At 66.9% G+C, this 24,099-nt stretch carries 23 protein-coding genes and 37 tRNA genes; 8 read left to right on the forward strand and 52 right to left on the reverse strand.

The features are described 5' to 3' along the window. Positions 1-13: 13 nt before the first annotated feature. The 6 genes from M4486_RS19860 to M4486_RS03945 all read left to right on the forward strand — a co-directional run bounded on the left by M4486_RS19860 (position 14) and on the right by M4486_RS03945 (position 3,151). Positions 14-208 (forward strand): helix-turn-helix transcriptional regulator, encoded by a 195-nt coding sequence (locus M4486_RS19860; RefSeq protein ID WP_346731766.1) that lies wholly within the window; start codon positions 14-16, stop codon positions 206-208. A gap of 174 nt (positions 209-382) precedes the next feature. Next, positions 383-970: an AAA family ATPase gene (locus tag M4486_RS03925; RefSeq protein ID WP_249479846.1), complete on the forward strand. Its 588-nt coding sequence runs from the start codon at positions 383-385 to the stop codon at positions 968-970. Positions 971-1,096: 126 nt separating this feature from the next. Beyond that, the gene (locus tag M4486_RS03930) at positions 1,097-1,423 is read left to right on the forward strand and encodes a hypothetical protein (RefSeq protein WP_249479848.1); all 327 of its coding nucleotides are present in this window, start codon (positions 1,097-1,099) and stop codon (positions 1,421-1,423) included. Next, the gene (locus tag M4486_RS03935) at positions 1,420-2,052 is read left to right on the forward strand and encodes a hypothetical protein (protein ID WP_249479850.1); all 633 of its coding nucleotides are present in this window, start codon (positions 1,420-1,422) and stop codon (positions 2,050-2,052) included. Before M4486_RS03930 ends, M4486_RS03935 begins: the two co-directional genes overlap by 4 nt. Positions 2,053-2,115: 63 nt before the next feature. Further along, positions 2,116-2,706 carry a hypothetical protein gene (locus M4486_RS03940; protein WP_249479852.1) on the forward strand — a complete coding sequence of 197 codons (591 nt, stop codon included), beginning with the start codon at positions 2,116-2,118 and terminating at the stop codon, positions 2,704-2,706. Between the two features lie 85 nt (positions 2,707-2,791). Next, complete coding sequence (locus tag M4486_RS03945; RefSeq protein WP_249479854.1) at positions 2,792-3,151, forward strand: hypothetical protein; 360 nt, start codon at positions 2,792-2,794, stop codon at positions 3,149-3,151. 362 nt (positions 3,152-3,513) lie between these two features. Here the strand turns inward: M4486_RS03945 and M4486_RS03950 are convergent, their stop codons facing one another. From M4486_RS03950 to M4486_RS03965, 4 genes are all read right to left on the reverse strand, one after another. Next, positions 3,514-4,035, reverse strand: a complete 522-nt coding sequence (locus M4486_RS03950; protein ID WP_249479856.1) for an HNH endonuclease — start codon at positions 4,033-4,035, stop codon at positions 3,514-3,516. 161 nt (positions 4,036-4,196) lie between these two features. Then, positions 4,197-4,287: transfer RNA gene (locus M4486_RS03955), tRNA-Ser, on the reverse strand. A gap of 29 nt (positions 4,288-4,316) precedes the next feature. Beyond that, positions 4,317-4,388 (reverse strand) — tRNA-Arg (locus M4486_RS03960). Positions 4,389-4,465: 77 nt separating this feature from the next. Continuing rightward, positions 4,466-4,536: transfer RNA gene (locus M4486_RS03965), tRNA-Gln, on the reverse strand. Between the two features lie 60 nt (positions 4,537-4,596). On the opposite strand from M4486_RS03965, the gene M4486_RS03970 reads away from it, so the two are divergent. Then, positions 4,597-4,764, forward strand: a complete 168-nt coding sequence (locus M4486_RS03970) for a hypothetical protein (protein WP_249479858.1) — start codon at positions 4,597-4,599, stop codon at positions 4,762-4,764. A gap of 5 nt (positions 4,765-4,769) precedes the next feature. Here M4486_RS03970 and M4486_RS03975 read toward each other — a convergent pair. From M4486_RS03975 to nrdI, 47 genes are all read right to left on the reverse strand, one after another. After that, a tRNA-Ile gene (locus M4486_RS03975) sits at positions 4,770-4,845 on the reverse strand. Positions 4,846-4,884: 39 nt separating this feature from the next. Beyond that, a tRNA-Leu gene (locus M4486_RS03980) sits at positions 4,885-4,966 on the reverse strand. A 42-nt stretch (positions 4,967-5,008) separates the two neighbouring features. Next, entirely contained in the window at positions 5,009-5,812 is an 804-nt protein-coding gene (locus M4486_RS03985; protein WP_249479860.1) for a hypothetical protein, read from the reverse strand. A 202-nt stretch (positions 5,813-6,014) separates the two neighbouring features. Further along, the gene (locus M4486_RS03990; RefSeq protein WP_249479862.1) at positions 6,015-6,533 is read right to left on the reverse strand and encodes a protein NO VEIN domain-containing protein; all 519 of its coding nucleotides are present in this window, start codon (positions 6,531-6,533) and stop codon (positions 6,015-6,017) included. Between the two features lie 29 nt (positions 6,534-6,562). After that, positions 6,563-6,635 (reverse strand) — tRNA-Met (locus tag M4486_RS03995). Positions 6,636-6,637: 2 nt separating this feature from the next. Continuing rightward, positions 6,638-6,711 (reverse strand) — tRNA-Ile (locus tag M4486_RS04000). A gap of 25 nt (positions 6,712-6,736) precedes the next feature. After that, positions 6,737-6,809, reverse strand: a tRNA-Gly gene (locus M4486_RS04005). A gap of 67 nt (positions 6,810-6,876) precedes the next feature. Further along, positions 6,877-6,963, reverse strand: a tRNA-Ser gene (locus tag M4486_RS04010). A 31-nt stretch (positions 6,964-6,994) separates the two neighbouring features. Beyond that, positions 6,995-7,067, reverse strand: a tRNA-Pro gene (locus M4486_RS04015). Between the two features lie 168 nt (positions 7,068-7,235). Then, positions 7,236-7,308: transfer RNA gene (locus M4486_RS04020), tRNA-Ala, on the reverse strand. Positions 7,309-7,446: 138 nt separating this feature from the next. Continuing rightward, entirely contained in the window at positions 7,447-7,782 is a 336-nt protein-coding gene (locus M4486_RS04025) for a hypothetical protein (RefSeq protein ID WP_249479863.1), read from the reverse strand. 25 nt (positions 7,783-7,807) lie between these two features. Next, positions 7,808-7,879: transfer RNA gene (locus M4486_RS04030), tRNA-Val, on the reverse strand. A gap of 156 nt (positions 7,880-8,035) precedes the next feature. Continuing rightward, a tRNA-Asn gene (locus M4486_RS04035) sits at positions 8,036-8,107 on the reverse strand. 27 nt (positions 8,108-8,134) lie between these two features. Next, positions 8,135-8,207 (reverse strand) — tRNA-Pro (locus M4486_RS04040). A 106-nt stretch (positions 8,208-8,313) separates the two neighbouring features. Continuing rightward, a tRNA-Ser gene (locus M4486_RS04045) sits at positions 8,314-8,395 on the reverse strand. Between the two features lie 4 nt (positions 8,396-8,399). Then, positions 8,400-8,471 (reverse strand) — tRNA-Thr (locus M4486_RS04050). A 327-nt stretch (positions 8,472-8,798) separates the two neighbouring features. Then, positions 8,799-8,870, reverse strand: a tRNA-Cys gene (locus M4486_RS04055). Between the two features lie 200 nt (positions 8,871-9,070). Further along, positions 9,071-9,144: transfer RNA gene (locus tag M4486_RS04060), tRNA-Leu, on the reverse strand. A 1-nt stretch (position 9,145) separates the two neighbouring features. Then, positions 9,146-9,230, reverse strand: a tRNA-Ser gene (locus tag M4486_RS04065). A 305-nt stretch (positions 9,231-9,535) separates the two neighbouring features. Further along, positions 9,536-9,609 (reverse strand) — tRNA-Thr (locus tag M4486_RS04070). A gap of 132 nt (positions 9,610-9,741) precedes the next feature. Next, positions 9,742-10,329: a hypothetical protein gene (locus tag M4486_RS04075; protein WP_249479865.1), complete on the reverse strand. Its 588-nt coding sequence runs from the start codon at positions 10,327-10,329 to the stop codon at positions 9,742-9,744. Positions 10,330-10,398: 69 nt separating this feature from the next. Then, positions 10,399-10,472: transfer RNA gene (locus tag M4486_RS04080), tRNA-Trp, on the reverse strand. Between the two features lie 72 nt (positions 10,473-10,544). Then, positions 10,545-10,617: transfer RNA gene (locus M4486_RS04085), tRNA-Thr, on the reverse strand. A 4-nt stretch (positions 10,618-10,621) separates the two neighbouring features. Further along, a tRNA-Gln gene (locus tag M4486_RS04090) sits at positions 10,622-10,694 on the reverse strand. A gap of 11 nt (positions 10,695-10,705) precedes the next feature. Beyond that, positions 10,706-10,777 (reverse strand) — tRNA-Arg (locus M4486_RS04095). A gap of 177 nt (positions 10,778-10,954) precedes the next feature. Next, positions 10,955-11,027, reverse strand: a tRNA-Asp gene (locus M4486_RS04100). A gap of 229 nt (positions 11,028-11,256) precedes the next feature. After that, positions 11,257-11,329, reverse strand: a tRNA-His gene (locus M4486_RS04105). A gap of 148 nt (positions 11,330-11,477) precedes the next feature. Next, positions 11,478-11,550: transfer RNA gene (locus M4486_RS04110), tRNA-Pro, on the reverse strand. A gap of 20 nt (positions 11,551-11,570) precedes the next feature. Next, positions 11,571-11,643: transfer RNA gene (locus M4486_RS04115), tRNA-Arg, on the reverse strand. 53 nt (positions 11,644-11,696) lie between these two features. Beyond that, a tRNA-Phe gene (locus M4486_RS04120) sits at positions 11,697-11,770 on the reverse strand. 171 nt (positions 11,771-11,941) lie between these two features. Continuing rightward, positions 11,942-12,015, reverse strand: a tRNA-Glu gene (locus M4486_RS04125). Positions 12,016-12,054: 39 nt separating this feature from the next. After that, positions 12,055-12,130 (reverse strand) — tRNA-Glu (locus tag M4486_RS04130). 235 nt (positions 12,131-12,365) lie between these two features. After that, positions 12,366-12,438 (reverse strand) — tRNA-Ala (locus M4486_RS04135). A 42-nt stretch (positions 12,439-12,480) separates the two neighbouring features. Continuing rightward, positions 12,481-12,552: transfer RNA gene (locus M4486_RS04140), tRNA-Arg, on the reverse strand. 10 nt (positions 12,553-12,562) lie between these two features. Further along, positions 12,563-12,727 (reverse strand): hypothetical protein, encoded by a 165-nt coding sequence (locus M4486_RS04145; protein ID WP_249479867.1) that lies wholly within the window; start codon positions 12,725-12,727, stop codon positions 12,563-12,565. 33 nt (positions 12,728-12,760) lie between these two features. Further along, positions 12,761-12,836: transfer RNA gene (locus tag M4486_RS04150), tRNA-Gly, on the reverse strand. Positions 12,837-12,981: 145 nt separating this feature from the next. Then, positions 12,982-13,053: transfer RNA gene (locus M4486_RS04155), tRNA-Lys, on the reverse strand. 1 nt (position 13,054) lies between these two features. Then, positions 13,055-13,126 (reverse strand) — tRNA-Val (locus M4486_RS04160). 127 nt (positions 13,127-13,253) lie between these two features. Beyond that, positions 13,254-13,338, reverse strand: a tRNA-Tyr gene (locus tag M4486_RS04165). A gap of 297 nt (positions 13,339-13,635) precedes the next feature. After that, the gene (locus M4486_RS04170; protein WP_249479869.1) at positions 13,636-13,800 is read right to left on the reverse strand and encodes a hypothetical protein; all 165 of its coding nucleotides are present in this window, start codon (positions 13,798-13,800) and stop codon (positions 13,636-13,638) included. Between the two features lie 161 nt (positions 13,801-13,961). Further along, positions 13,962-14,906: a hypothetical protein gene (locus M4486_RS04175; protein WP_249479871.1), complete on the reverse strand. Its 945-nt coding sequence runs from the start codon at positions 14,904-14,906 to the stop codon at positions 13,962-13,964. 2 nt (positions 14,907-14,908) lie between these two features. Then, on the reverse strand, positions 14,909-15,865 hold the full coding sequence (locus tag M4486_RS04180) for a hypothetical protein (RefSeq protein WP_249479874.1): 957 nt from the start codon (positions 15,863-15,865) through the stop codon (positions 14,909-14,911). 55 nt (positions 15,866-15,920) lie between these two features. Continuing rightward, positions 15,921-17,081, reverse strand: coding sequence for a hypothetical protein (locus M4486_RS04185; RefSeq protein ID WP_249479875.1), 1,161 nt, complete (start codon positions 17,079-17,081; stop codon positions 15,921-15,923). A 54-nt stretch (positions 17,082-17,135) separates the two neighbouring features. Next, the gene (locus M4486_RS04190) at positions 17,136-17,570 is read right to left on the reverse strand and encodes a hypothetical protein (RefSeq protein WP_249479877.1); all 435 of its coding nucleotides are present in this window, start codon (positions 17,568-17,570) and stop codon (positions 17,136-17,138) included. Positions 17,571-17,701: 131 nt separating this feature from the next. Further along, positions 17,702-18,043: a hypothetical protein gene (locus M4486_RS04195; RefSeq protein ID WP_249479879.1), complete on the reverse strand. Its 342-nt coding sequence runs from the start codon at positions 18,041-18,043 to the stop codon at positions 17,702-17,704. 62 nt (positions 18,044-18,105) lie between these two features. Then, entirely contained in the window at positions 18,106-20,250 is a 2,145-nt protein-coding gene (gene nrdE / locus M4486_RS04200) for a class 1b ribonucleoside-diphosphate reductase subunit alpha (protein WP_249479881.1), read from the reverse strand. After that, positions 20,247-20,783 carry a class Ib ribonucleoside-diphosphate reductase assembly flavoprotein NrdI gene (gene nrdI / locus M4486_RS04205; RefSeq protein ID WP_249479883.1) on the reverse strand — a complete coding sequence of 179 codons (537 nt, stop codon included), beginning with the start codon at positions 20,781-20,783 and terminating at the stop codon, positions 20,247-20,249. The genes nrdE and nrdI overlap by 4 nt, the downstream gene beginning before the upstream one ends. A gap of 154 nt (positions 20,784-20,937) precedes the next feature. On the opposite strand from nrdI, the gene M4486_RS04210 reads away from it, so the two are divergent. Continuing rightward, positions 20,938-21,240 (forward strand): hypothetical protein, encoded by a 303-nt coding sequence (locus tag M4486_RS04210; protein ID WP_249479885.1) that lies wholly within the window; start codon positions 20,938-20,940, stop codon positions 21,238-21,240. Positions 21,241-21,271: 31 nt separating this feature from the next. On the opposite strand, the gene M4486_RS04215 is transcribed toward M4486_RS04210, so the two are convergent. Continuing rightward, on the reverse strand, positions 21,272-24,094 hold the full coding sequence (locus tag M4486_RS04215; RefSeq protein ID WP_249479888.1) for a DNA methyltransferase: 2,823 nt from the start codon (positions 24,092-24,094) through the stop codon (positions 21,272-21,274). Positions 24,095-24,099 lie beyond the last annotated feature (5 nt).

The following is a 24,099-nucleotide window of genomic DNA, read 5'->3' on the forward strand; positions in this document are numbered from 1 at the left end:
TATCGGCGCATACGTGCGCATCCGACGCACAGCACTCGGGGCCACCAGGGCGCAGCTCGCGGAGCGTGTCGGAATCCCCGAAGCCACACTGGCCGCAATCGAGGCCGGCACGTACGACCCTCGCCTGATCCTCGGATCCCGGCTCGAGTCCGCCCTCGAGCTCCCTCCGGGATCGATCGACAAGGCCGGATCGTCGGATCCTCGATGACGATTTCTCGCGTTCCCGCCCACTGTGTGAGGTGAGCGTCCCGGAACGCTCGACCCAGGCGTCAGGCTCTCGCGCAGCCTCGCCATCACAGGGGCAAGGTCCACCGGATCATCGGGCTTACGAACCCACGTCTCTCGGCGTCGGGCGCGAGGCGATGTCAGGAAGAAGAACGTGATGGTCCACAACAGCGCCCGCAAGAAGGCGATCCGCCGGCAGATGTCCGCGACAGGACGCGCCTACCTCGATGCCGAACGCACGCTCGACGTCGATCCGTTCCCTGCAATCGACCTCGGGCCGAGCGCCCAGGGTGGACGAATCATCTGGGAGCCATGGGCTGGGGGCGCGCCACCCCACCTGCTCATCGAAGGCCGGCCCGGCTCCGGGAAGAGCTGCATGCTCAGCCGCCTCGTGAAGCAGCTGCCGACCGCATGGCCGGTGATCCTGGGCGATCCGCTCAAGTCCGGCTTCGACTGCGAAGGGTGGTCCGGCCGCGACGTGCTCACCGAGTCCTCGGAGATCCTGGAGGCTCTGAGCGCCCTGCTCGGCGCCGCACGTTCGCCGTACCCGACGGTCGTGGTGATCGATGAGGCTCGCTTCTTCGTCGAATCCCTGGCGAAGGACGAGTCTCGGGAGGTGCTGGAGTTCCTTCTGCGGTACGGCAGGTCGAAGCGTATTCACGTGGTGCTCGCCGGCCAGAGACTCGACCGGAGTGTGCTGCCCCCCTGCGGTCTTCGGGATGAGCGAGCACGTGCGCCTGGCTGATGATCTCTCCTGGACGATCCAGGAGTAGCCCGGCGTCCTACGAGGTGCCTCGACCGCCCACTGGTGCGGTGCCGTATCCGCTCGACATGGACGCGGCACCGCACCATCCGAATCGAGGCAGGACCCATGAGCGAGATCTTCAACGACGCCCTCCACGCGCGCCGACTCATGCGCGAGGAGTTCGAGCTCCACCGCCACGCCTCCTACCAGCGGGCGTACCGCGACCTCAACGGCGAACTGCTGAACGACCGAGGACGAGCAGCGCACGTCGACCCCTACTCCCTGTTCATGGGGAACGGCGCACGAGCCTACTGCTACGCCTCCGAAGAGCTCCGCGACTGGTGGGAGGACCATGACCGGCCCACCGTCGAGTCCTTCGAGGCCCACTGGTGGCGGGGACGATTCGGGTATCGCGAGGAGCATCCGGGGTCGCGACTGCGGGAGATCGCATGACCGTCCCATCTTCGTCTCGCGCGACCGAGACTCCCGAGGACATTCTCGTCATCGACTCGGGAGACCTGCGGTCGTCCTATCTGCTTCCGGACACCCCCGAGAACCGCGCTCTCGAGCAGGACTTCGACCGCCCCTCCTGGGCCGATTCGCTCTCTATGGCCTCGATGCTTTCGCTCTTCGGCAGCGTATGCGCCGTACTCGTCTTCCTCCTCTGGAGAGGCGTGAGGTTCGCGCTGTGGGCTCTCGATCACGGCATGCTCTCGGGGGAGACGTACCCACCGACACCGTCGATCACGGCCGTGGTGTGGCGGGTGCTCGTCGGCGCGCTCTTCGTGTCGTTCGTGGTCTTCGTGTCGAGCCTCGCGATCCCTCGACGTGCTGCGCAACGGCTCCGATCAGCTCCCGGAGCCCACAACGTGCAGATCCCCGCACAGCAGATCAGAACGATGCCCGAGATCGGAGGGCTCCCCGCATCGATGTTCTTCTGGCTGGCAGCGGATGCCGGCGACCTCGACGCCGAGCTCATCGACGGCGTGTTGAAGAGCACCGAGAAGTCCGAGAAGGAACGGCGCCTGCAGACCCGCATCGAGAGCATCACAGCAGTCGAGCGTAAGCGCCGGCAGGCCTAGGTGCCCGCCGTAGCACTCGAGCACTCCCCGTCCGCCCATTCATCTGAGAACCAGGAGGTCCTCGTGTCCGCCCCCGCAACTGTCCCCATCACCGTCCTCGTCGTGCTTCTCATCTCCGCCCTGTTCGTCCTGTTCGCGCGCTGGGTCGACAAGAGGGATAGGGCTGCGACGACCAAAAGGGCCCGTCTCGTCGACGCGCTGAAATCGCTGACCTATAGCTGCGACGGGCGCTACCTGACGATCACCCGATCCGAGAAGTGGGCCGACGACATGAGTGCGCACGTGAACGTGTCAACGCAGCTGCGACAGGTCTTCACGATCTCAGCACCTGGCCATGCGGACATCAGGCACTGTCATCTCGTCGACGACGGGCTGGTCCGCTTGGCCGGCGCCGAACTGCCCAAGCACTTCGACCGTCCCATCGAGCTCAGGCCGCGGGTGTTCCGGCCGAAGACCTCTGACGAAGTGCGGCGCAGTGAGCTGCCCTACCTGGCAGTCGAGCTGAACCTCGACCAGGCCGCGCTTGACGCCACCACCGTCGAACTGGCCGGCCATGAGCTGCGCTGCGTCGTGGAGCACGACGGCTGCAGAGTCGTCGGTTGCACCGACTGGACCGACTATCACCCGACCTCGTCTGACAAGGACACGCCCTGACCTCCTGGCACACGCCCGCTCACATCGCGACCCTCCGCAGGTGCGGGAGGTGCCGAGTGTCGCAGCGCCGTGCGATGCTCACCTCATGGATGGGGACCTCGAGGCAACCTACGGGGAGTACCTGGCAGCCCAAGAACTGCAGCGATCCGTCGACTCGGTGTTGATCGCCTACCGTCTCACCCTCTCCAGGGCGCCGGAAGTCGAGTCGATCCCCAGTTTCCGCGAGCCATCGCTCCCGGACCATTCGATACGGGTGCGATGCGGCGACGACTCGCTGACCCTGCTGGCCCGCGAGTGGAGTGACCGCATGGACGAGGTTCGACCCTTCCTGCGCGAGTGGATCCGGGCGCGAGCCCCGCTGGAGAACGCAAGGCTTCGGCCCCGATCGCGGCGCCGCGACCCGTTCTGGGTGGAGCAGTGGCGCAAGGCCCACCCCTGGGGGTGAGGCACAAGGCGAGCCCCGCCGCTGTCCGGACGATGCCGGCGGGCGGGGCCCTTGCGGAGGTCGCGGATGGGGCGCTTCCCCCCGGGTGGCGGCCGAGTCTCTACGATCCGCCGAGACCCGGGGCCGAGGGGTATGCACCCGGAACCGGATCCCTTGTGACCCCTGAAGTGGGCGGGGGCTCGCATTCACGGGACGCCGACGACTCGCTGGAATCACCGAGAGTCGATCAGCGGGGGAAGACCATCGCTGGAGCAGCGGTGCATCCGCGCCTCGGTCGTCAGGCCCGAGCTCGAAGCGATGCCCTGGGATCTGCACGGAGACATTCCAAGGGCTCCGCCCGGGGCATCCCGGGCGGAGCCTGGTCAGGCGGCCACGAAGATCTGCTCGACGTGCCCGCCCACTCGGTACGAGACCATCGGATCGAAGGGGTCGAATCGCAGCTGCATGCCGGCTTCCTCAGGGGTGCGGTCGGCCTTGCGGTTGTTGCACCCCTTGCAGGACGAGACCAGGTTCAGCCAGCTCGACTCGCCCCCGCGTGAAGACGGCAGGATGTGGTCGACAGTGGCCAGGAGCTCGTCGCAACGCGGCCGCTTCGAGACGCCCCTCCCGCAGTACGCACAGGTCCAGTGGTCCCGTTCGTGGACGGCGAGGAACGAGAACCCGACGGAAGTGCGCTGGCCGCCTTCGATCCACGCACCGCTGATCTCGCGCGTGAGCTCGAGCACCACGGGGACGATCTCGTCATCAACGAGTACGAGGTCGGCCGGCTCCGCCACGCGTCGGCGGATCATTCCCATCGCGTGGCGCACCGTCGTGGTGTGCAGCAGCTCGCCGATCCCGGTGGAGCGGTCGTAGCCCTTGTTGTAGACCTTCACGATCGCCACGGCCACCACCTCCTTCGTCTGCCGGGTGCGGGCGCATCTGTCACGTGAGCAGTGGGCGCATCGGTGCCGTCGCGGGCCGCCTCGGTGCGGGGGCTGCCCCAGAGGCCTTCTCGGCGTATGGGCCGCCCGGGCCGTCGTGCACCCTCGAGTAGGCGGGATCGTGGCGGAGGGGACGGGGATCGAACCCGCACGCCCCGAAGGGCACTCGGCTTTCAAGGCCGCGGCCGCCGCCATCCCTCGGCTGGCCCCTCCTGATGCACCAGGCCCGCGGGGCGGTGCAGTGCCGGCGGCAGGACTCGAACCCGCATCGTCCCGATTAGAAGTCGGGCGCCTGTCCTTTCGGCCACGCCGGCAAGGCGCCCCCGACCGAGACTCGAACCTGAGACCCGCCGATGCGGATGCTCTGGCCGAGTGAGCGGTGGAGGCGCAGCTCCCCGTCGAGGAATCGAACCTCGCTTGCCGGAACCAAAATCCGGCGTCCTGCCAATAGACGAACGGGGATCAGGAGGGTTCGCGGTCGACTCGTGTACGGGGCACCCGTCCACCGGCACACCCCTGTGCATGAACACGCACAAGAGAACGAGAACCGCCCGCCGCGGCGCGCACAGCATGCCCACCGTGAAGGCCACCGTCATCGCCGCCGCAGCAATCGCCCTTCATCATGCACTGCACGTCACCGACCAGGTGATCGTCGAACTGATCGTGCAATGGCTCGGGATCGGACGCTGAGCCCGTGGTCGCTCCGGCGGGGCTCGAACCCGCGGCCAGCCCCTTATGAGGGGGATGCTCTACCTGCTGAGCTACGGAGCAATGGCCGGCTGCTGGCGCTTCGCGCTCGACAGCGGCTTGTGCCCGCCCCGGGGATCGAACCCGGATGCCTCGCGGCACCGAGGTTTGAGCTCGGCGCGTCTACCAGTTCCGCCAGGCGGGCAATGTCCTCAACCTGTCTCTATCTCGAGAGGCAGGCCAAGGACTACAGGGGAGGGTAATCAGGCTTCAGAGTCGGGGCCGGACGTATCCAGTAGCTCGCCCGTCGTCGGATCCCACACGGCTCGGGAACCTCGGGCGAGCTGCTCCGCCTTCCAGTACGACTTCCCGGCCCCGGGATTGCCGAAGACGATGGGCCTGAGACTGTCCATGGTCCTTTCGAGCGCCCGCACCTGCTGGTGCCGGCATCGTCTCGGCTCTCGCTTGATGCCGCCCGGACTGCCCGCTGCATCTCGCCGAAGCGGCGACGGGACCTGGAGGCGTGCGCCATCACATGCCACTCGTCGAACATCGGGGCACCTGGACCGGAGTCCTTCCGGCCCTCCGCCTGCTCCCGGAGAGTCCCCCGCTGCTCACGCAGGGCCTCCCGAGCTTCATCGGGGCCCATGATCTTGGAGCGAACCGACGTCTGCATGAGCGCTCGCGTGAGGGCCAGTCGACGTTCTTCATCTCGAGCCTGGCCGGAGGCCACCCGGGCTGCTCGCTGAATCGCTTCGAACCAGGACGTGAAAGCTTCACGGCCGCCCGACAGGTGGTGTACCTCGTCCAGCTTGATGACGATGCGAGGATCGCCCGGCGTGACGAAGTACCGACGCGACTCCTCGATCTTCCAGGCTGACCCTTGCGGATCGAGCTCGATGACCGGGGCCGCCCCGAGGGCGATGCGGGACTCGTTGCGCTCGCGCATCTCCTTGAGCTCGGCGACGAAGCGCAGCGCCTCGGTGTACTTGACGCCCTCATGGCGACCCATGATCGCCCGGGCGAGCTTCTTGTCCGACGTCGACGGCATGGCGTTCCTACTTCCTGGCGGTCGTCCCGTGCCCGAATCCGCCGAAGCTGGATACGGATCCTGCAGGTCGAGCGCACCCCGTGGGCCTTGTCCTCGTTGCTCGCGCCGCACGGGGGAGAGAGCTCGGAGAGCGGCAGGCTCGACTGCCGTCTCCACCGTAGTGGGCGGGGATCGGATCCCACAGGACGGGACGCTGCCTCGGCTACCGTGCCTTCTCGGGGAGAGCAACGCCGGCGAGGTCGACCTCGACACCGAGCTCGGTGATCTCCGCGGCCTCGCACTGGAACTGGCCCTCCTCGCCCACACCCCTGGGGGAGTCCACCGGCTTCCTCGCGGGGCGGATGTTCTCCCAGGAGAGACGTTGCGGGTCCTGCACGAGGACGAGACGGTACGGCGCGGTCTGAGTGACGTTCCAGACGACGTAGAGCCACGAGGAATCCCCGGCGGCTTGGAACGTGTACAGCTCCCGCTCCATGACCTTGATGGGGCCCGACGATCCGCGTCCCTTCACTTCGATCAGCCGCACGTGCCCGTTCGACGCCGAGACGAGGTCGGCGCTGGGCACCCGTGGAGATTCCACTCCCAGCTTCTCGAGCTCTGCGGATAGGCGAGGGTCGCGCCCAAGGCTGACGTCCACGACGCTCGCGCCGCGAGAATGTTCGTAGGCGGTGACCACAGCCATCGCCCCATCACCTACGGCCTGCCTGCGGAACCGGTCCATGGGCGGAGCATAGCCGCAGGGGCGTCTCGTGGCGGGGGAGGGATTCGAACCCTCGGTCTCCAGGTTATGGGCCTGGCGAGATACCGGCTTCTCCACCCCGCGAGTGCACGCACCTGGACTTGAACCAGGGGCCTCCGTCTTATCAGGACGACGCTCTGACCTGCTGAGCTATGCGTGCAAGGGCCGACAGAATGCCGACCTCGAGCGGATGACGGGGTTCGAACCCGCCGCCTCCTGGTTGGAAGCCAGGCGTCCCTCCACTGGGACCTCATCCGCGTAGGCGGGATTGGCGAGCATGACCTCGCGGGCTCCCGCCGGGCCCCTATCCCCATCCCAAGGGAAGCGGAGGGCGAGGGGATCGAACCCCCGCGGGACTCCCGCCCCGGCTGCCGCTTTCGAAACGGACGCATTACCGCTCTGCCAGCCCTCCATCACGCGTTCGCGGCACGCGCGGGCCGTCGTCGGGATAGCAGGGCTCGAACCTGCGGCCTCCCGCTCCCAGGGCGGGCGCTCTACCACCTGAGCTACATCCCGTGGTGCTCGGGCCGGGGATTCTCCGGCACCCGGACACGCCTGCAGGCCCGCGTCCGGGGAGCAGATGCTCCCGAGCCTCCCTCGAGCCCGCGGCTCACCGACGCGACGGCCGACTTGGCGGACTTCCCGCGATGCGGGACGGCCCTGCCGAAGACGATCGAGGGAGAGTGGACCCAGCCGGGATCGAACCGGCGACCTTCTCGATGCCATCGAGACGCGCTACCGACTGCGCCATGGGCCCTCCACCTGAGGTTCTGGCCGTCCGGATCGGCTCGGGGAGTCCGATGGGGCCATGGCCCCGATGCGCGTACCCCTCAGGCACGGCCGCGCTCGGTCCCCTCATCGCCACGGCGAGGTCGCCGCGCGAAGTCTGTGGTCATCACCCGTCTGCCATCTCGAGGACCCTGTCAGCCTCAGGCGAGGGCTCCGACGACGCGTGCACGAGAACAACGCCCTGTGCCCGCTTCCTGGCGCCGCTGAGCGCTGAGGCGGCGGATGGGGAGCTTGTGGCGAGCACCTGCACCTCTGCGACCATCTTCATGCCGGCCGCGACGTCCTCGCCCGACACGTCATCTCCGATGGCCGAGAGAGCGTCTCGGAGGGCAGAGATGGTCGGTTCGACGAGCTCACTGAAGTGGACATCGACGACCAGCACGGGGGTCCGGTCATCCTGCAGAGCGGTGGTGAAGTGCTTCTCGACTGCGTTGCGGTTCATGGCGACCTCTCATGGTGGGCGTGCGTCGTCGCGGGTGGTGTTGAACCACCGGCCTCTCCCGCGTCGAGGGAGCGCTCTACCGCTGAGCTACGCGACGTGGTGGAGCGCCCCGGACTCGACTCCGAGGTACCGGCCCTCCGACGGCGCCCGGACTTCGCGACCATCGCTGGCGACGACGGCCCCTGGAGTACCGCACGAGAGACCCAGTCCGGAGCCACCCGAACTATGCCCTCGTGACGTCTCTCGCCCCGAGCTCCCCTGGGAGGGATCGAACCTCCGACCATCCGCTTAACAGGCGGGCGCTCTGCCACTGAGCTACAAGGGATCACATCTCCTCTGCTGAGAGGAGTCGTCGGGATGACAGGGATCGAACCTGCGACCTCACGGCCCCCAGCCGTGCGCGCTCCCTACTGCGCCACATCCCGTGGAACGGAGCCCGAGCACCACCCCGGGCCCCGCAATGATCGACTGGTCGAGACCCGGGTGCGCCGATCGGACAGCCCGGCGTAGCGGTCAACCCTGGACCGCTCGCGGAAGGTGCGGGGATCGAACCCACGAGCCCCGAAGGGCTACGGCTTAGCAAGCCGCTGCATTACCGCTCTGCCAACCTTCCTGAGAGCTTCGAGCGGGGGTCGAACCCGCGGCCTCCGTCGTACCAAGACGGTGCGCTGCCACTGCGCCATCGAAGCGTGAACTGCCCGGCGCCCAGGCTCTCGGTGTTATTCGGCCGGAGTCTGCCTGATCCGCGATGTTGCTGTCCTATGTACTTGCACCAGCAGGCGCACCACCGGCGTCTTGGCAGGCGCACCACCCACACGCGGACAACGTCCTACCTCAGCGGTCACGTTGGAGCAGAGGCGACGGAGAACGGCGCTGCGCCGTATCGCCCCTCGCTCCGTGCCTGCCGCCGGGATCGAACCGGCACGACCCTCACGGGCCACACGGCCCTCAACCGTGCGCGTCTACCTGATTCCGCCAGGCAGGCCAGTGCCGGCACATGGACGTGCGCGGCATCGAGGTGACGACGGGATTCGAACCCGCATGAACTGACTTTGCAGGCCAGCGCCTCGCCTTTCGGCCACATCACCATGACGGGGCGGGCCTCGCGATGACCCGTACACCCGGAAGCCCTCGCACTCGTGGCGGCTGCATACCCTCGACGTGGGACGGTGGACGGTGCATCGCCCGGCCTATTCCCGCGTCGATCGGTCGGCTGGAGTCAGGATGCCGAATCCTGCCGACTGTTCAGACCGGCCGTCGGCGCCGAAAGCGAGAGCGACTCGCTTCGTACTCGCGGAGGGATTCGAACCCCCAACCTTCCGGACCTGAACCGGACGCCTCTGCCAATTGGGCTACGCGAGCGCGGAAGACGTGGGAGTCGAACCCACCGAGGGCTCTCGCCCCGCACCCCGATTCCAGCGGGGCTCCTGACCGATCGGATGCCTTCCAATGCGTGCTCGGGTCGCCGGGCTTGAACCGGCAACCACGGGTCTCCCCGCCGCTCTCCCACGGCCCATGAAGGGGCTTCCGGCTGATCGGGCCGGTTCCCCTCCCGGACATCTGAGGCGTATCTCCGAGCTTCGCGCCCCGCCGGGCGCAGGCACTGCCGTGCCCCGTCCCCGGGTGCGATCCCGGGAAGATTGAGTGCGGGCGGGAACCATCCCCGAGGACCCGAATCGAACGGGTCGCCCGCAGCGGGGAGATCAGCACAGCCGGTGAAGCGCCGGAGTTGAACCGGCCTTGATCTCCCAAGAGCCTCGGACCGGAGTCGAACCGGTGACCTTCCCATTACGAGTGGGGTGCTCTGGCCGGCTGAGCTACCGAGGCAGAGGCGAACGCGGTTCCCCCGAGCCGGCAGTCCGTCCGGCATCGTGAGGTGCGGGGGATCGGCTTCGGGCCTCCCGCCGGAGACCCTCGACATCGCCAAGCCGAGATCGTGTGCGACAGGTCCGAGTCGGATCATCGCGAGCTCATGAGGGACTGCTGGACTTCGGGCAGGACCAGCCCGGCGTCGAGGTCGCCATGGAACAGTTCGACGCCGAACGCCGCGACGTACGGGGCGCTGAGGTGTCTGTACGCCTCGGGGGCCATGTGGTCACGGACGCCGTGGATCGGGTGCGCGTAGATCATGCCCACCTCCTCGCCGCCCTGACAGGACGCGAGGACCCCGAAGACGCCCACAGCCCGCTCGAGCTCAGGGTGGCCGATGTGGATGTTCCTGACGTGTGCTGACCAGGTCTCGTCGTAGCGCTCGTTCGCGCCCGGGGCCAGCGTGTCGTCGTACTGCGCCCTGACCTTCCGGTCGATATTGGCGTCCGCCACGATCATCGCCTCGAAGATGCGGTCCGGGATCTGCAGGGTCCCCCGCAGTGGCGCGTACGCGATGGCCGAGTAGTCATCGAGCCCGTCGCCGCCCAGGCAGTCCTCGTCGTAGGCCGCCGGAGGTTCCGTCATGGCTGTCCGGAGGCCGACGTCGGACACGCAGTCCGACCAGTAGTCGCTGATGTACGACTCCGCCAGCTCGGGCTTGCTCTTGGTGTCGACCATTGGTCTCGTCTCCTCGCGTTGACGATCATCTCCCGTGCACCAACTTCAGTGGGCGGCGGGAGAACGCAGCAGACGCGACAGGATTCGAACCTGTGACCGGCGGTTTTGGAGACCGCTGCTCTGGCCATCTGAGCTACGCGCCTATGGGGGGCCGATTCCCGCACGGTGAGCGGGCGGGGCTGCGAGTGACGGCTCGGCCTGGACCGTCCCCTGAGAGCCCTCGGCCGGGATCGAACCGGCACCCTGCCGTTTACAAGACGGCTGCGCTACCGATTGCGCCACCAGGGCAAGGCTGGGCGGGCAGGAATCGAACCTGCGGTGGCGCGGGTCAGGGCCGCGCTGGCCTGCCAACAGACCACCGCCCATCGGTGCTGCGTGCCTCGGCCAGGAGTCGAACCTGGACCTTCCGCTTAGGAGGCGGCTGCACGCTCCGTCGTGCTGCCGAGGCGTTGCCCGCGACGAGTCGCGCCTGGGCGGGTGGGGCGATGCGGCCCGGCTACGTCGCGCGCGTCCCCGCGTCTCGCATGTGCCAACGAGAGGGGACGTCGCGACCGACACCGGTATTCGGGGGGGCATCCTTCAAGCCCTGAAAGGAGTGGGCCGGTCCTCCATCGCATCACCTCAGCGACCACGACCGGTTTCGATCCGGCTACCTCCACCGTGACAGGGTGGCGCTCTCCCGAGTGAGCTACGCGGCCATACACATCGTTCAGGGCTGGGGATCGAACCCCAAGGTCACCGTCCTGGCGCCCGCTGTTGCGATGCTTCTCCTGTGCCGATCTCAGGCCCACGGTCTCGGGGCTTGGGCAGCGGCGGGAGTCGAACCCGCCTCCCGGAGCGCCGGGATTCCGCATGTACCCACGCGGACGGTTGGCATCCGCCTACGCACTGCGCCCGATCCGTGCGTAAGACACGGGGGACGCCGAGGGTGTCCGACGGGGATCGAACCCGCGACCGCCCGGATCACAACCGGGGACTCTGCCGACTGAGCTACGAACACCATGCCGGTCCGCCCCTGGAAGGACGGACCGAATCTACGACCATGGTGACGCGCAGGCCCCGCGCGCCCGTGTTGCCGTCCATCCCACGCGAGGGCGACATCTGCCTGGGCCACGGAAGCCCGGATGACCCGTTCCAGCGGGCCAACGTCGGGATGACAGGGCTCGAACCTGCGACCTCACCGTCCCGAACGGTGCGCGCTCCCTACTGCGCCACATCCCGGTAGGGCCTGAGCGACCCAGCGCGCTCGGAGGGTCTCGAACCCCCGACCTGATGCTCCGGAGGCATCCGCTCTATCCCCTGAGCTACGAGCGCAAAGCCCCAGCGGCCCCGACCCGTCGAGGGCCGCGGCCAAGGTCTGTCCTGCGTGGACCCGAACGGAATCGAACCGCTGACCTCCCACTTTTCAGGCGGGCGCTCTGACCAACTGAGCTACAAGTCCGTGCACGAAACGGTTCGACCGCGGCCGAAGCGGTCCCAGACCACGACCTGCGAGGAAGGTTGCAACCTCCGTGCGCCTGACGTCCGGGAATCGAACCCTGGCTGTCCGGCACGACACGGTCGGCGTTCCGCGTGGTGCCCACGCGGAGCGGGAACTCGCTGCGTGGGCCCGTACCCCCTGCCGGATTCGAACCGGCGCCGTCCCGCTTGAAAGGCGAGCATCCTGGTCCACTAGACGAAGGGGGCGAGAGCTACGCGAGCACGGGCGATGACCCCTCGCGCAGCTGGTACCCCCTACCGGGATCGAACCGGTGATCTCCTGGCTGAGAACCAGGCGTCCTTGCCACTAGACCAAGGGGGCAAAGCATCCGCTCGGCACTGAGGTCTGGACCCAGTACCGAGCATCAGCCGTACTCGCCTCTCGACGCGGTCGCTGAGCGCCAGACGCGCACGCGGCCGTTCGAAGAGCGAGGCTTCTAGCGTTCCGCCGAGATTCCTCCATTTATGTATTTCGCAGATCGGGCGCCCGGCTCTCACCAAGTACCGTCACTGGCTTCGGAATCTCACCGAAGTCCCACGGGAATCATTCGTAGACGTGGAGGAGCGGGGAATCGAACCCCGGACATCCTGCTTGCAAAGCAGGCGCTCTACCGACTGAGCTACACCCCCGTCGCCTCGTTTCGGCTTTCGCCGCGGCGAGGCATTCCGTCGCGCGCCAGGAGGGACTCGAACCCCCGACACCCGGCTCCGTAGACCGGTGCTCTTCCGCTGAGCTACAAGCGCATCGTGCCCATCACCGGGTCAGCTGCTCCTTGATCGCTGCACGACGCAGGGCGCCACGATCACGCAGGCGCTTCATGCGGCGATCACCATGCACCCCGGCCGCCCTCGAGCGGGCACGCTGGATCACGGAGAGGTGCAGCTCAGGGTTCTCGTGACGATGCGGATTCTTCGCCATGCTGTGCCTCCTTCCTGATCGTTCGGGCATGCATGGAGCGGACGACCGGGATCGAACCGGCGACCTTCACCTTGGCAAGGTGACGCGCTACCGACTGCGCTACATCCGCGAGGGCGGCGGTGCCCGCCAGGGCTCACCCATCGTCGTTCGAGGAGTCGAACCTCGCCCACCGCGCTAGTCTGCGGCTCCACCGGAAGCACATCCCCAAAGGGACCGATGAGGGTGACGCGGAGTCGAACCGCGACGCGCAGACGTGCCCCGTCAGGGATTCGAACCCCGGACCTGCCGATTAAGAGTCGGAAGCTCTTCCGCTGAGCTAACGAGGCGTAGTCGCTGAGGGATTCGAACCCCCGACCCGCTGGGTGTAAACCAGATGCTCTTCCACTGAGCTAAACGACTATGCGGCGCCCACCCGGAGATGGGACAGGCCGCCCGTCGTGACGTGACGGTACCGGCATGCTCGACTGCGCGCCCCGCGGCCGCAGGGCGTCGTGCCGCTCTGGATGTCCCGCATGCAGGGGACCCGTTGGGGATGCGGGACTCGAACCCGCGAAGGACGTGATGCCACCTGCTTTACAGACAGGTCCCTTTGCCACTCGGGTCAATCCCCAGGAGCCCCGCTGCTGCACCACGTCAGCGGGACGACCCCGGCTCGGTCGGCCGGGGTGTTCCGCCCACCCGGCGCATTGCGCGGGATGAGCGGCTGCACGACGGGCGGCGTGGTGCCGCACGAGGTCGTGCTTGGAATGTCTCTGTGCAGTTCTCAAGGTGCTGGCGCACTCGGCCTTGCGGCCCGGCGCTCACGACACACCCAGTGGGCGGTCGATTCCTCTGGCAGGACGGACCCTGCGAAGAGGAGGGGAGATGGATCGGCCCGTGGTGAGGGCTCGGCGGTCGGCGGGTGGAGCTCAGTGGCTCTGAATCTCGAGGTGAGGTCGCAGATACGCGCCACGGACGACAGGTTCGCCCGCCCTCGGATTCGTCTCCAGCCGGTCGCCAAGACCCGGGCATGAGAAGGTGCGCAGCCACGACGTGCCCGTGGTGCGCTTGTTCTGCGCCAACTGGTGCTGCATGGCTGCCTCCTTCCGATCCGGTCCTTGAGAACGTTCGGCGCCCACCGTAGAGGAGGCCCCGGACAGACGCCACGGATTTCCCGCGGCACTTCGAGTAGTGGGCGGGGGATCGGCCGACTCGTCGCGAAGCAGCATCCCCGCAGGTCACGGCTCGCCCGAGGTCAGTTCCCCCAACGCTCGCTGAGACGGCCTCGGGATCGCTCAACCCACGTCCTCAACTGGTGCACCTCGAACATCTGCCGCCGACCGGGGCCGCCCGGCGCCGACGTCACGTCGTCGACCTCGGACAGCGCGCGCTCCGCATCGCAGCACCCATGCTCGCTGAGCATTTTCATCTGGTCGCTGCCGTCTGCGAGTCGGCGCGCGTACCGGCGCACGTTCGCGTCGGTGGGCAAGTCCACCGGCTCCGAGTCGTCGAACTGCGCCCGCGCCTGCGAGTCGTTCTCGCGGTCCGCTGCCGTGACGTTCTCGAGCGACGGCGAGGAGTCGTACATCGTGGGCGTTCGTGTCATCGCAGAGCTCGTGATCCGCTCCCGGAACAGCCGTCCCAGGCTCTCGTGCCCGAAGGTGCCCACGTCGGCCTCATTGGCGAAGGTCACTGGGCCACCGGGGGCGTCCCATGCGGTCTGGTACATCTGCTCCCTGCTGGTGAGGCCCTCGGTGCTGTACTCCCACGACAGCTGCGGATCCTCCGCGTCGTAGCTGATGTCGGCGCCCGGGTAGCGATCCCTCAGGACCTGATCGAGCACCACGCTCGCCTCCTGCGCGTCAGCCTCGTCCTCCGGGCCGTACGACGCCGTGTCGGGGTCGCGGGTGCCGGTGATGCTCCTGTCGGGCACGAAGACGGTGACCTCGGCTCGCGTCCGTCCGTCTTCGTGGTCGAACCAGCAGGAGAAGGTGGATGCGTACCCGTCGAGCCCGAAGTCGTCAGCCTCGGCGCCGTCGCGGTCGTTCAGCACGGGCCGGAAGAAGTCAGGGGAGTGCGGGAGCGCGTCGATGATCTCCTGATCGGTGGCGACGTGCACGTCGGCTTCGGTGCGACCGACAGGGGCGAACTGGCCCCCGTTGCCGTTCATGCCGACCTCGCCTCGGCGCTTGCTGGCCATGTTCACGCCCCCTCGGTGTCTCGAGCGCAGCGGTAGGTGAAGACGTGATCGGTCCTCGTCGTCATGGACTCCAGGTCCGGGTACTCCCTGGTGGAGGGGGACAGGTCCTGGACGACCCACTCGTCGCGATCCGCCATGATCCAGGCGCTGTACTCCGGGCCGTTCTCAATGTCCGGGTGCGTCTGCCAGTCCATCTCCTGCCCGTCAGCGTCGTAGTAGGTCGGGAAGGCCGACAGCAAGGAGGTGTCCTCGAAGTCGTCGCTGGTGGGGAAGGAGAGGTACGCGGCGCTGTGACGGGATCCGAGGTCTCGCAAGCCGTCGATGGCCTCGGACGACTCCGCCTGGGCGGCTTCGCGGTAGAGCTCACGTGCTGCCGCTGCGCGGGCCTGGGTCGGCGTCTGCTGAGGAGTTCGAGAAAGCTCCGCGTATTCGCCCAGCGACTGCCGTGCGGCATTGAGCGCAGTCGACTTCCGCGCGGCATCGATGATCCTCTCGGCCTCGACATCGGGCCCGCTCCGGTTGAGGCTCGCCCACGGGTGGCCCTCCAGGGCGTAGTCGATGTCGAAGTTGTCGGCGCTGTCAGCAGTCACGACGACCTTGCACTGAACGTTGCCGTCGCTCGTCGCCCGCGCCTCCGCGTAGGGGTCGGCCAGGTTCATCTGCCTGGCCAGCTCCTGCGGGTCCACGTCCTCAAGGTTGCAGGCCGGGATGCTCGTCGCGCCTTCGATGCGGATGCTTCCCTCGGGCAGAAGCGTCCCTGTCATCTCGTCGATGCCGTAGAGGTCGCCGTTGTGGCCCTCGATGGGCTGGGGAAGTCCCGGCATGATCTTCCGCCCGGGGCTGCTGGTGCCGGTATCCACGGCCACCTCCGCGTCGCTGCGGGTGACGGATCCGAACTGGCCGCCGTTGCCCTGCTCGCCGGTGTCCTTCTTGCGGACCTTCGTGGCTGTCCTGGCCATGGCTCCTCCTGCAGATGTCCGTCGCGCCTGGTGATCTATGAAGTGGGCGGGACGGTCAGTCGGCTTCGTCGAGGGAGTCCCCTTCGGTCCAGCGCACGTGGTCGTAGAACTTGCGATGGAAGTAGTCGATCTGCGAGTTCGACGTGTCGCGGTTGTAGGAGTTCACGAGCGTCTCGATGCGCTCGCGGATGATCGAATCGGCGGGCTTCTCGATGGGGGCCTCCTCGAGACCTCCGTACTGCCACTTGCGGCCGCGGTAGTAGGGACGGTGGCCCTTGGGCGGGGTGATCAGCACATTGATGGACTGGTGCATGTTGCTGCTGCCCGCCTGGTTCACGCGCACCGTGTACCCCTGGGGGATGAAGCCGTCCGCGCTGGCGCTCTTGAGGTCGGTGCGGATCTGCTTGGTCAGCTCGGCGCCGTGGACGTTCTGCGTGCGCTCGTAGTTGGAGCCGTAGTAGCCGGCGTACATCTCACCGCCGTCGTCGGTCTCCCCGCCGCCGGAGTAGTCGCGAACCTGTGCACTCTCGCGCAGAGTCTCCGCCATCTCGGCCTCATGGATGATCGCCTCGCCCAGTCGCTGACGGCGCTCCGGGTCCGTCTCGCGCATGAACTGGTCGGCGATCTCATGTGCTTCGTCGGGGCCGTTTGCGTGCTTCACGCCCACCATCACCTGGGTGAGGCGCAGCCATGCCATCTGGCCTGGATGGGTGGTCCCGGGCGCCCACTGTGCGGAGCCCGCCTGCAGGAGGTCGTTGTCTTCCGCCAGCGCGGTAGCTTCGCTGAGAAGCTCGCGGCGCTGCGTGGGGGAGAGGCTGGATCGTCCAGCGGCCATGTCCGCGAAGAGCTCCGACGTGGCCACTCGCTGCGGGGACCTCGGGGCGCCGATCGCATGTCGGCGGCTGTCTTCCGGGAGCGATTCGATGTAGGTGCGTGCCGCGCCGGTGCCCTCGTCCTCGTTGATGCGCAGCACCGTGGACGCCTGGTCGAACGGGAGGATGTGGCTCGGGTCGATGCCGCTGCTGTGCACCATCTGGGAGCAGAGGCGGATCTCGCGTTCCTGGTCCGTCTCGAGGATCGGTTGCGCGGGCGCGAGGACGCTGATGTCGGCGTCCGAACGGACGATGGTCCCGAACTCACCCTTGTTGCCGGCCTCGCCGGTGTCGCGCTTGCGGGTGCGCGCGGTGGAGCGGCGCAGCGGAACGACCTTGCCCATGTGTCCTCCTCGATCTGGCGATCACTCACCAGGAGAAGTGGGCGGGGCGAACGCCTAGCTGCGTTCGTGCACCAGGAGTGCGGCACCGGCGACGTCGGTGCTGCCGTCGGGGTAGACCACGCGCAGTCGCAGGCTGGGTATGAGCCTCGGGGAAGCGACCCACATCTGGTCGTCGTTCACGGGAACGGCCGAGATGCGGGTTCCGTGGTGCGCGGACTCGACGTGTGCCCCTTCCGGTAGGGCTCTCCCGCCGTCGATGGTGACGATGGCGACTCCCCCTGGAGAGTCCGGTCGGGTGATCACCTCGCACCATGCGTCGATGCTGTGTCGGTCTGCGTCCAGGAGCGCGGCGGGGAGCACGTCGATGTCCGCCGACACGGGTTTCGGAGACCCGTCCTGCCCCGTGGCGCGGATGCGCACGTGGTGGTGGCCGACCGGGGTCTCCCGTGGAGGGGTGAGGGTGAGTGCGCCGTTCGGGCTGAGGCTCACCCATCCGGGGTTCCCGGAGGACAGGATGGGTGTGCGGACGTGGGCAACGGGAGCAATGACGGAGGCGGCGCCGGCGCGGATGCTCACGCGCGGGTACGGGCAGCATGTGGAGGTTGCTGGCTCGTGGTGCCTCACGCAGCTTCCTCCTCTTCGACGACGTCCAGGGGATGGACCGTAGCCCCGGTGGCAGACACTCGGCCGGCCTCGAGGTCCTCGAGCAGGCGCTGGCACCATGTGGTCGATGCCTGAGGGCCCCCGTAGCCATCCGGGACGGCGAATCGCGTCCCGCGGGAGAGGTCCACGACCAGGTGACGGTCGACGCCGCCGACGCGGAGATCGCAGATCATGTACCGCTCGCTGCGGCATCGCACTGTGGTCCGGATAGGGCCTCGGGCCAGTCGGATCCCGGCGAAGGACAGCGAGTCGCCGGCGGTCCGACTGCTGAGCGGGTGGATCAGGGTGGTTGTCGTCATCGAATGACCTCCTTCGCCAGCGACAGTGGGCGGCGCGCCGCCGGACCTGCATCCGCGGAGCGTCACAGCATGCAGCTGACGCAGCCCTCGACCTCGGTGCCCTCGATCGCCATCTGCCGCAGGCGGATGTAGTAGAGGGTCTTGATGCCCTTGCGCCATGCGTAGATCTGCGCCTTGTTGACGTCGCGCGTGGTGGCGGTGTCGGGGAAGAAGAGCGTGAGGCTCAGGCCCTGGTCCACGTGCTTGGTGGCCTCGGCGTAGGTGTCCACGATCTTCTCGTAGCCGATCTCGTACGCGTCCTGGTAGTACTCCAGGTTGTCGTTCGTCATGAACGGCGCCGGGTAGTAGACGCGGCCGATCTTCCCCTCCTTGCGGATCTCGATCTTGGAGACGATCGGGTGGATCGACGAGGTCGAGTGGTTGATGTAGGAGATCGACCCGGTCGGCGGGACCGCCTGCAGGTACGCGTTGTACATGCCGTGGGTCTTCACGTCCTCGCGCAGCTGCTTCCAGTCGTCCTGGCTGGGCAGGTGCACGTTCGAGTTCGCGAACAGCTCGCGGACCTTCGCGGTGCGCGGCTCCCACACCTCATCGGTGTACTTGTCGAAGTACTCGCCGGTCCCGTACTTCGAGTTCTCGAAGTCGTAGAACGTCTCGCCGAGCTCCTTGGCGAGCCCCATGGAGGCCTTGATGGCCTGGTAGGTGACCGCGTAGAAGTACATGTTCGTGAAGTCCAGGCCCTCGTCGGACCCGTAGTAGATGCCCTCGCGCGCCAGGTAGCCGTGGAGGTTCATCTGCCCCAGGCCGATCGCGTGGGACTTGCGGTTGCCCTCGGCGATCGTGGGCACGGACTCGATGTCCGAGGTGTCCGAGACCGCCGTCAGCGCGCGGATCGCGGTGCTGATCGTGCGCTCGAAGTCCGGGGAGTCCATCGCCTTGGCGATGTTCAGCGACCCCAGGTTGCAGGAGATGTCGCGACCCATCTCGTCGTAGGTGAGGTCGTTGTTCATGTGCGACGGGGTCGCGACCTGCAGGATCTCCGAGCACAGGTTCGAGTGGGTGACCTTGCCGGCGATCGGGTTCGCCTTGTTCACCGTGTCCTCGAACATGATGTACGGGTAGCCGGACTCGAACTGGATCTCCGCGAGGGTCTGGAAGAAGTCGCGGGCCTTGATCTTCTTCTTCGCGATCCGCGGGTTGTCGACCATGTCGCGGTAGTTCTCGGAGATCGACACGTCCGCGTACGGCTTGCCGTACTCGCGCTCCACGTCGTACGGGGAGAACAGGTACATCGGCTCGTTGTTCTTCGCGAGCTCGAAGGTGATGTCGGGGATCACGACACCCAGCGAGAGGGTCTTGATGCGGATCTTCTCGTCCGCGTTCTCGCGCTTGGTGTCCAGGAACCGCATGATGTCCGGGTGGTGCGCGTGGAGGTACACCGCGCCCGCGCCCTGACGCGCACCGAGCTGGTTCGCGTAGGAGAAGGAGTCCTCGAGCAGCTTCATCACGGGGATGACGCCGCTGGACTGGTTCTCGATGTGCTTGATCGGCGCACCGTACTCGCGCAGGTTCGAGAGCAGCAGGGCGACGCCGCCGCCGCGCTTGGACAGCTGCAGCGCCGAGTTGATGCCACGGCCGATGGACTCCATGTTGTCCTCGATGCGCAGCAGGAAGCACGAGACGAGCTCGCCGCGCTGGGCCTTGCCGGCGTTGAGGAACGTGGGGGTCGCGGGCTGGAAGCGGCCGTCGAGCACCTCGTCGACGATCCGGCGGGCCAGCTCCTCGTCACCGCGGGCGAGGGTCAGGGCCACCATGACCACGCGATCCTCGAAGCGCTCGAGGTACCGCTTGCCGTCGAAGGTCTTCAGCGTGTACGAGGTGTAGTACTTGAAGGCGCCCAGGAACGTCGGGAAGCGGAACTTCTTCGCGAAGGCCTGCTCCGACAGCTCCTCGACGAAATCGAAGGAGTACTGGTCCAGCACCTCGGACTCGTAGTACTCGTTCTCGACGAGGTAGTCGATCTTCTCCCGCAGGGAGTGGAAGAACACCGTGTTGGGGTTCACGTGCTGCAGGAAGTACTCACGGGCGGCGAGACGATCCTTGTCGAACTGGATCTTCCCGTCGGCCCCGTAGAGGTTCAGCATCGCGTTCAGCGCATGGAAGTCCGTTGCCGACCGGTCTGCGGCGGTCGCATGGATGGTGGTCATCGTGAGCAGTCCTCCTTGTCGATTCCTTCATCAGCTGGCGTGTCGGGGGCGACGTTCGGGGCGCGGTGCCAGAACCCGTCCAGGCCATCTCGGACCCGCTCGACGTCTCGTGGCGTGCCGAAGAGCTCGAAGCGGTACAGCATGGGCACCCGGCACTTCGCGGAGATCACGTCTCCGGCGAGCCCGTAGGCGGCACCGAAGTTCGTGTTCCCTGCGGCGATCACGCCCTGCAGCAGGCCCCTGTTGCGCGGGTCGTTGAGGAAGGTGACGACCTGCTTGGGCACAGCGCCGGTGCCTTCCCCACCGCCGTAGGTCGGGGTGATGAGCACGAAGGGGCGGAGGGCCACAAGCGAGTCGTCGCCTCGGCGCAGCGGAATCCGGGCCGCGGTGACCTCGAGCTTGTCGATGAACCGGCGCGTGTTCTCCGAGGCGGACGAGAAGTAGATCAGGTCCGTCTCGGTGAGACGCTCACTGGGGGATGCCACGACCACAGAAGTGGGCGGGGGAGTCGGCTGGCGGGACACAGCGCTCATCGAGCCAGAGCAGACAGCGGCCTGTTGCCGGACTCGCCGGTGTCGCGCTTGCGGATCTTCCCCGACATCTGCAGCCCTCCCGATCACCCGAGCGGTCATCACGAGAAGTGGGCGGGAAGTGGCCTTGCCGGGACGGCCATGGTGGACTGGACCGATGACGCGCAGCATGAACAGGCACGGTGCTGATCCAACAGGAGAAGACGACTTCGACCCCGTCGTGCTGAACCTTGGCAGCCACACCGACTACTTCGTTATCACCGACTCCCTCGAAGAGTTCATCTCCCGCGCCGAAGGAGAGATCTCCGACGAGATCCAGGAAGGTCTCGACCCCGAGAGCAAGTGGAGTAAGCGTGAGCTCCTGCAGGACTACGCGGAGCGCGCCAAGCGGATGCTCGCGGACATCGAACGGCAGCTCGAAGCGAACGGCCAGGCTCTGCCGGGGTCAGACGATCTCTGATTGCTCCATCGCGCGAGCACGGTGACGTCGGTCAGGGGTGCTCGTCTGCGGTGAGGTCGGCGTAGCGCTCGAACAGGATCTGCTGACGCTCCTGCTCGGAGCTGCACAGGCGCCGGGCGCCGAACGCCTTGTCCACCGCCGTGTCCAACACGCGGTGAGCCTTGAGCAACGCGGGGTCCATGGCCAGCGGGGCGTAGTGCTCGGCGAGCGAACGCTCCGGATGCAACGCGCGGGCCTCGAGGACAGCGCGGCCCCCGGCGATCACCTGGTCGCGCAATTTATCGGTGATCTCCGGAAGGGGCAGGTTGTTCCAGACGACCGTGGCAGAGAATCGAAGGTCCGACTTGATCCGTCCACCGGTGGCTCGCTGCCAGGCCATGAACATCGAGCTGCTGATGATGCCGAACAGGAAGCCCGACGGGTCCTCGGCGGTGAAGTTCGCATCGCCCGAGATCACGTCGGGATCGAAGTGTGCGACCGTGGCGAAGTTCCGAGTCTCGGAGAAGTGCCGTGGGATGCAGACGTACGGCACAGTGGGTTGACGGCGCTCACCGAACAGGGCGGGCGTGTCGGCCAGCTTGTTCGTTGCGGCCCGACGTGAGGCGGAGCGGTAGTCCTTGGTCGCTTCGATTCGACTGTGCAGTGGAGCGGACCGACCGGGGTCCTTCGGGTCAAGGTTCTCCATCCATAGACACCAGCGCGGAGCGTCGTGAAGGAGCTCTCGCGCGCCTACGAAGCGCCTCAGGTACTTGTTCGCGATCGGGTCCTCCGCGACCTCACGGTGATCGTCCCTATCGACAAGAAGGTGCCCTCCGTCATTCGGCATCGAGCCGAACTGCACCGGAGGCACGACATCGCTCAATGTGGCCCTGCGGCTGTCAACGCTCACTCGCGGCGCATCCACCAGATACCCATTGATCGTGCGAGCCGCGATCTCCTCAGGGGCACCCTTGGGGCGGGCATACGTGATCAGCCTAGGGGCGGGCTTCGTCTCACGGTCGAATCCGACGATCACGCAGTGAACCGCCGCGGCACCAGGGGCCTCACTGGTCCACGCGAAGGTTCGGTGGGCGAATCGGATTCTCCAACCGGTGTCGAAGACCGGTCCGAACAGTGCCGATACAGGTTCCCCCTGGGTGATGGAGTTGGTCGAGACGAACCCGAATCGACCAGGGACATCTCCGTAGAAGTCGAGGGCTTTTCGGTACCAGCCGGTGACGTAGTCCAAGTGGCCGATGTCCTTGCGCTGCCAAACTTCGCGCAGCTCCTCAGCCTGGTCCGAGGTGCGCGTGTAGTGGCCCAAGAACGGAGGGTTCCCCATGATGATGGTGCGCTCCTCAGGCGGGAGCACGTCGGCCCAGTCGGTGCGCAGGGCGTTGCCTACGGTGATCTGTGCAGAGTCTTCGAGCGGGAGCATCGGGGCGGCGTAGCCGAGGGTGCGGCTCATGTCCTGGTTCGCCTGGTGCTCGACGAGGAACATGGCGGTACGCGCGATCGTTGCGGGCCACTCCTCGAGCTCGATGCCGTGGAACTGGGCGAGCTTCACGCGTACCAGGTCATCGGCGCCGAGCGCGAGCTGTACGCCTCTCTCGCGCTGATCGTTGCCCTGGATCCCCAGCTTGGAGAGCTTGTCTCCACGTTGCCGGTTCGCACCCTCATCCCTGAGCTCCTGGAGGCGCTGATGGATTCGCAGTTCCAGCGCGCGCAGTTCCCGGTAGGCGATGATCAGGAAGTTCCCGCAGCCGCAGGCCGGGTCCAGGAACGAGAGCGACCCCAGATGGTCCAGGAGCTTCTCCAGCTCGCCCTTGCGCGCGCGGGCCTTCGTGAAGCGCTCCTCGAGCTCGTCGAGGAACAGCGGGCGAATCACCTTCAGGATGTTCGTCTCGGTCGTGTAGTGCTCGCCCAGGCTCCGTCGGGCCTTCTTGTCCTTCACCGCCTGGAACAGTGATCCGAAGATCGCCGGCGAGATGCTCGACCAGTTGAAGTAGGCAGCCTGCAGCAGCAGCTCGCGGGAGGCGCGGTCGAAGTGGGGGATGTCGACGGCCTCTCCGAACACGGACCCGTTGACGTAGGGGAAGGCCATCAGGAGGTCATCGTCCCGGCCGTAGCGCTTCTCCTCGGGCCTGTTCAGGGCCTGGTAGAGCGTGGCGAGCTGCGATCCGAGATCGGACCCGTCTTCACTCGTGCGCTCTTCGATCCATCGGGAGAACAGGTCGCGTTCCCAGAGCCCGGAGTCGTCGGCGTACAGGCAGAACAGGGTGCGGATGAGGAAGATGCTCGCCTGGTGGTCGTCGTAGCCGGTCTTCTCGAGGTGCTCGTAGAGCTTCGCCATGAGCTGGGCAGCCTTGATCGATGCGGCTTCCTGCTGGACAGACCCGAACGAGGTGCGGCGGTATCCAGCGAGGAACATGAGGTCCTCAGCGTGGATTGGAAGATCGGCGAGGTCGAATTCGATGACGCCCTGCTCGTCGGGCTCTGCCAGAAGGTTGGTCAGACGGAAGCGGCGGAAGTCGCTGCACAGGATGTAGTCCGGCAGTGACTTGTCCGTGATCGAGTCCCGGTAGTCAAGCGCCTGCGCTTCAGCCTTCTCGAGGTCTTCGCCGGCCGACTTCATCTCGATGATGGCCGTGCCGGAGATCAGAGCGTCGATGTATCCGCGCTTGCCCGTTGATGCGCGCAGCGCCCGCTTCTCGTACGAAACCGCGGTGGACCTGGCGATTCCGAAGACCTCCAGCAGGTCGCGGATGAACGATTGGGCCTCGCCGCGCTCGTATCCCTCGGCGTCCTTCCACTGCGCAACGAAGGCGCCGGCGCGCGAGCGGATGTCGGACAGCACGAGAGGCTTCTGGCTCATGGGGG

Source organism: Brachybacterium kimchii (assembly GCF_023373525.1).
In the GTDB taxonomy this organism is placed as follows: domain Bacteria; phylum Actinomycetota; class Actinomycetes; order Actinomycetales; family Dermabacteraceae; genus Brachybacterium; species Brachybacterium kimchii.

Bases quoted from the DNA above. Each gene is read 5' to 3' on its own strand.
- M4486_RS03930 (WP_249479848.1), top strand. From the start codon at position 1,097: ATGAGCGAGATCTTCAACGACGCCCTCCACGCGCGCCGACTCATGCGC.
- M4486_RS04210 (WP_249479885.1), top strand. From the start codon at position 20,938: ATGACGCGCAGCATGAACAGGCACGGTGCTGATCCAACAGGAGAAGAC.
- M4486_RS04170 (WP_249479869.1), bottom strand. From the start codon at position 13,800: ATGCAGCACCAGTTGGCGCAGAACAAGCGCACCACGGGCACGTCGTGG.
- M4486_RS03945 (WP_249479854.1), top strand. From the start codon at position 2,792: ATGGATGGGGACCTCGAGGCAACCTACGGGGAGTACCTGGCAGCCCAA.
- M4486_RS03985 (WP_249479860.1), bottom strand. From the start codon at position 5,812: ATGCCGTCGACGTCGGACAAGAAGCTCGCCCGGGCGATCATGGGTCGC.
- nrdE (WP_249479881.1), bottom strand. From the start codon at position 20,250: ATGACCACCATCCATGCGACCGCCGCAGACCGGTCGGCAACGGACTTC.
- M4486_RS04175 (WP_249479871.1), bottom strand. From the start codon at position 14,906: ATGGCCAGCAAGCGCCGAGGCGAGGTCGGCATGAACGGCAACGGGGGC.
- M4486_RS03925 (WP_249479846.1), top strand. From the start codon at position 383: ATGGTCCACAACAGCGCCCGCAAGAAGGCGATCCGCCGGCAGATGTCC.
- nrdI (WP_249479883.1), bottom strand. From the start codon at position 20,783: ATGAGCGCTGTGTCCCGCCAGCCGACTCCCCCGCCCACTTCTGTGGTC.
- M4486_RS03970 (WP_249479858.1), top strand. From the start codon at position 4,597: ATGAACACGCACAAGAGAACGAGAACCGCCCGCCGCGGCGCGCACAGC.
- M4486_RS04145 (WP_249479867.1), bottom strand. From the start codon at position 12,727: ATGGCGAAGAATCCGCATCGTCACGAGAACCCTGAGCTGCACCTCTCC.
- M4486_RS04025 (WP_249479863.1), bottom strand. From the start codon at position 7,782: ATGAACCGCAACGCAGTCGAGAAGCACTTCACCACCGCTCTGCAGGAT.
- M4486_RS04185 (WP_249479875.1), bottom strand. From the start codon at position 17,081: ATGGGCAAGGTCGTTCCGCTGCGCCGCTCCACCGCGCGCACCCGCAAG.
- M4486_RS04075 (WP_249479865.1), bottom strand. From the start codon at position 10,329: ATGGTCGACACCAAGAGCAAGCCCGAGCTGGCGGAGTCGTACATCAGC.
- M4486_RS04195 (WP_249479879.1), bottom strand. From the start codon at position 18,043: ATGACGACAACCACCCTGATCCACCCGCTCAGCAGTCGGACCGCCGGC.
- M4486_RS03935 (WP_249479850.1), top strand. From the start codon at position 1,420: ATGACCGTCCCATCTTCGTCTCGCGCGACCGAGACTCCCGAGGACATT.
- M4486_RS03990 (WP_249479862.1), bottom strand. From the start codon at position 6,533: ATGGACCGGTTCCGCAGGCAGGCCGTAGGTGATGGGGCGATGGCTGTG.
- M4486_RS04215 (WP_249479888.1), bottom strand. From the start codon at position 24,094: ATGAGCCAGAAGCCTCTCGTGCTGTCCGACATCCGCTCGCGCGCCGGC.
- M4486_RS04180 (WP_249479874.1), bottom strand. From the start codon at position 15,865: ATGGCCAGGACAGCCACGAAGGTCCGCAAGAAGGACACCGGCGAGCAG.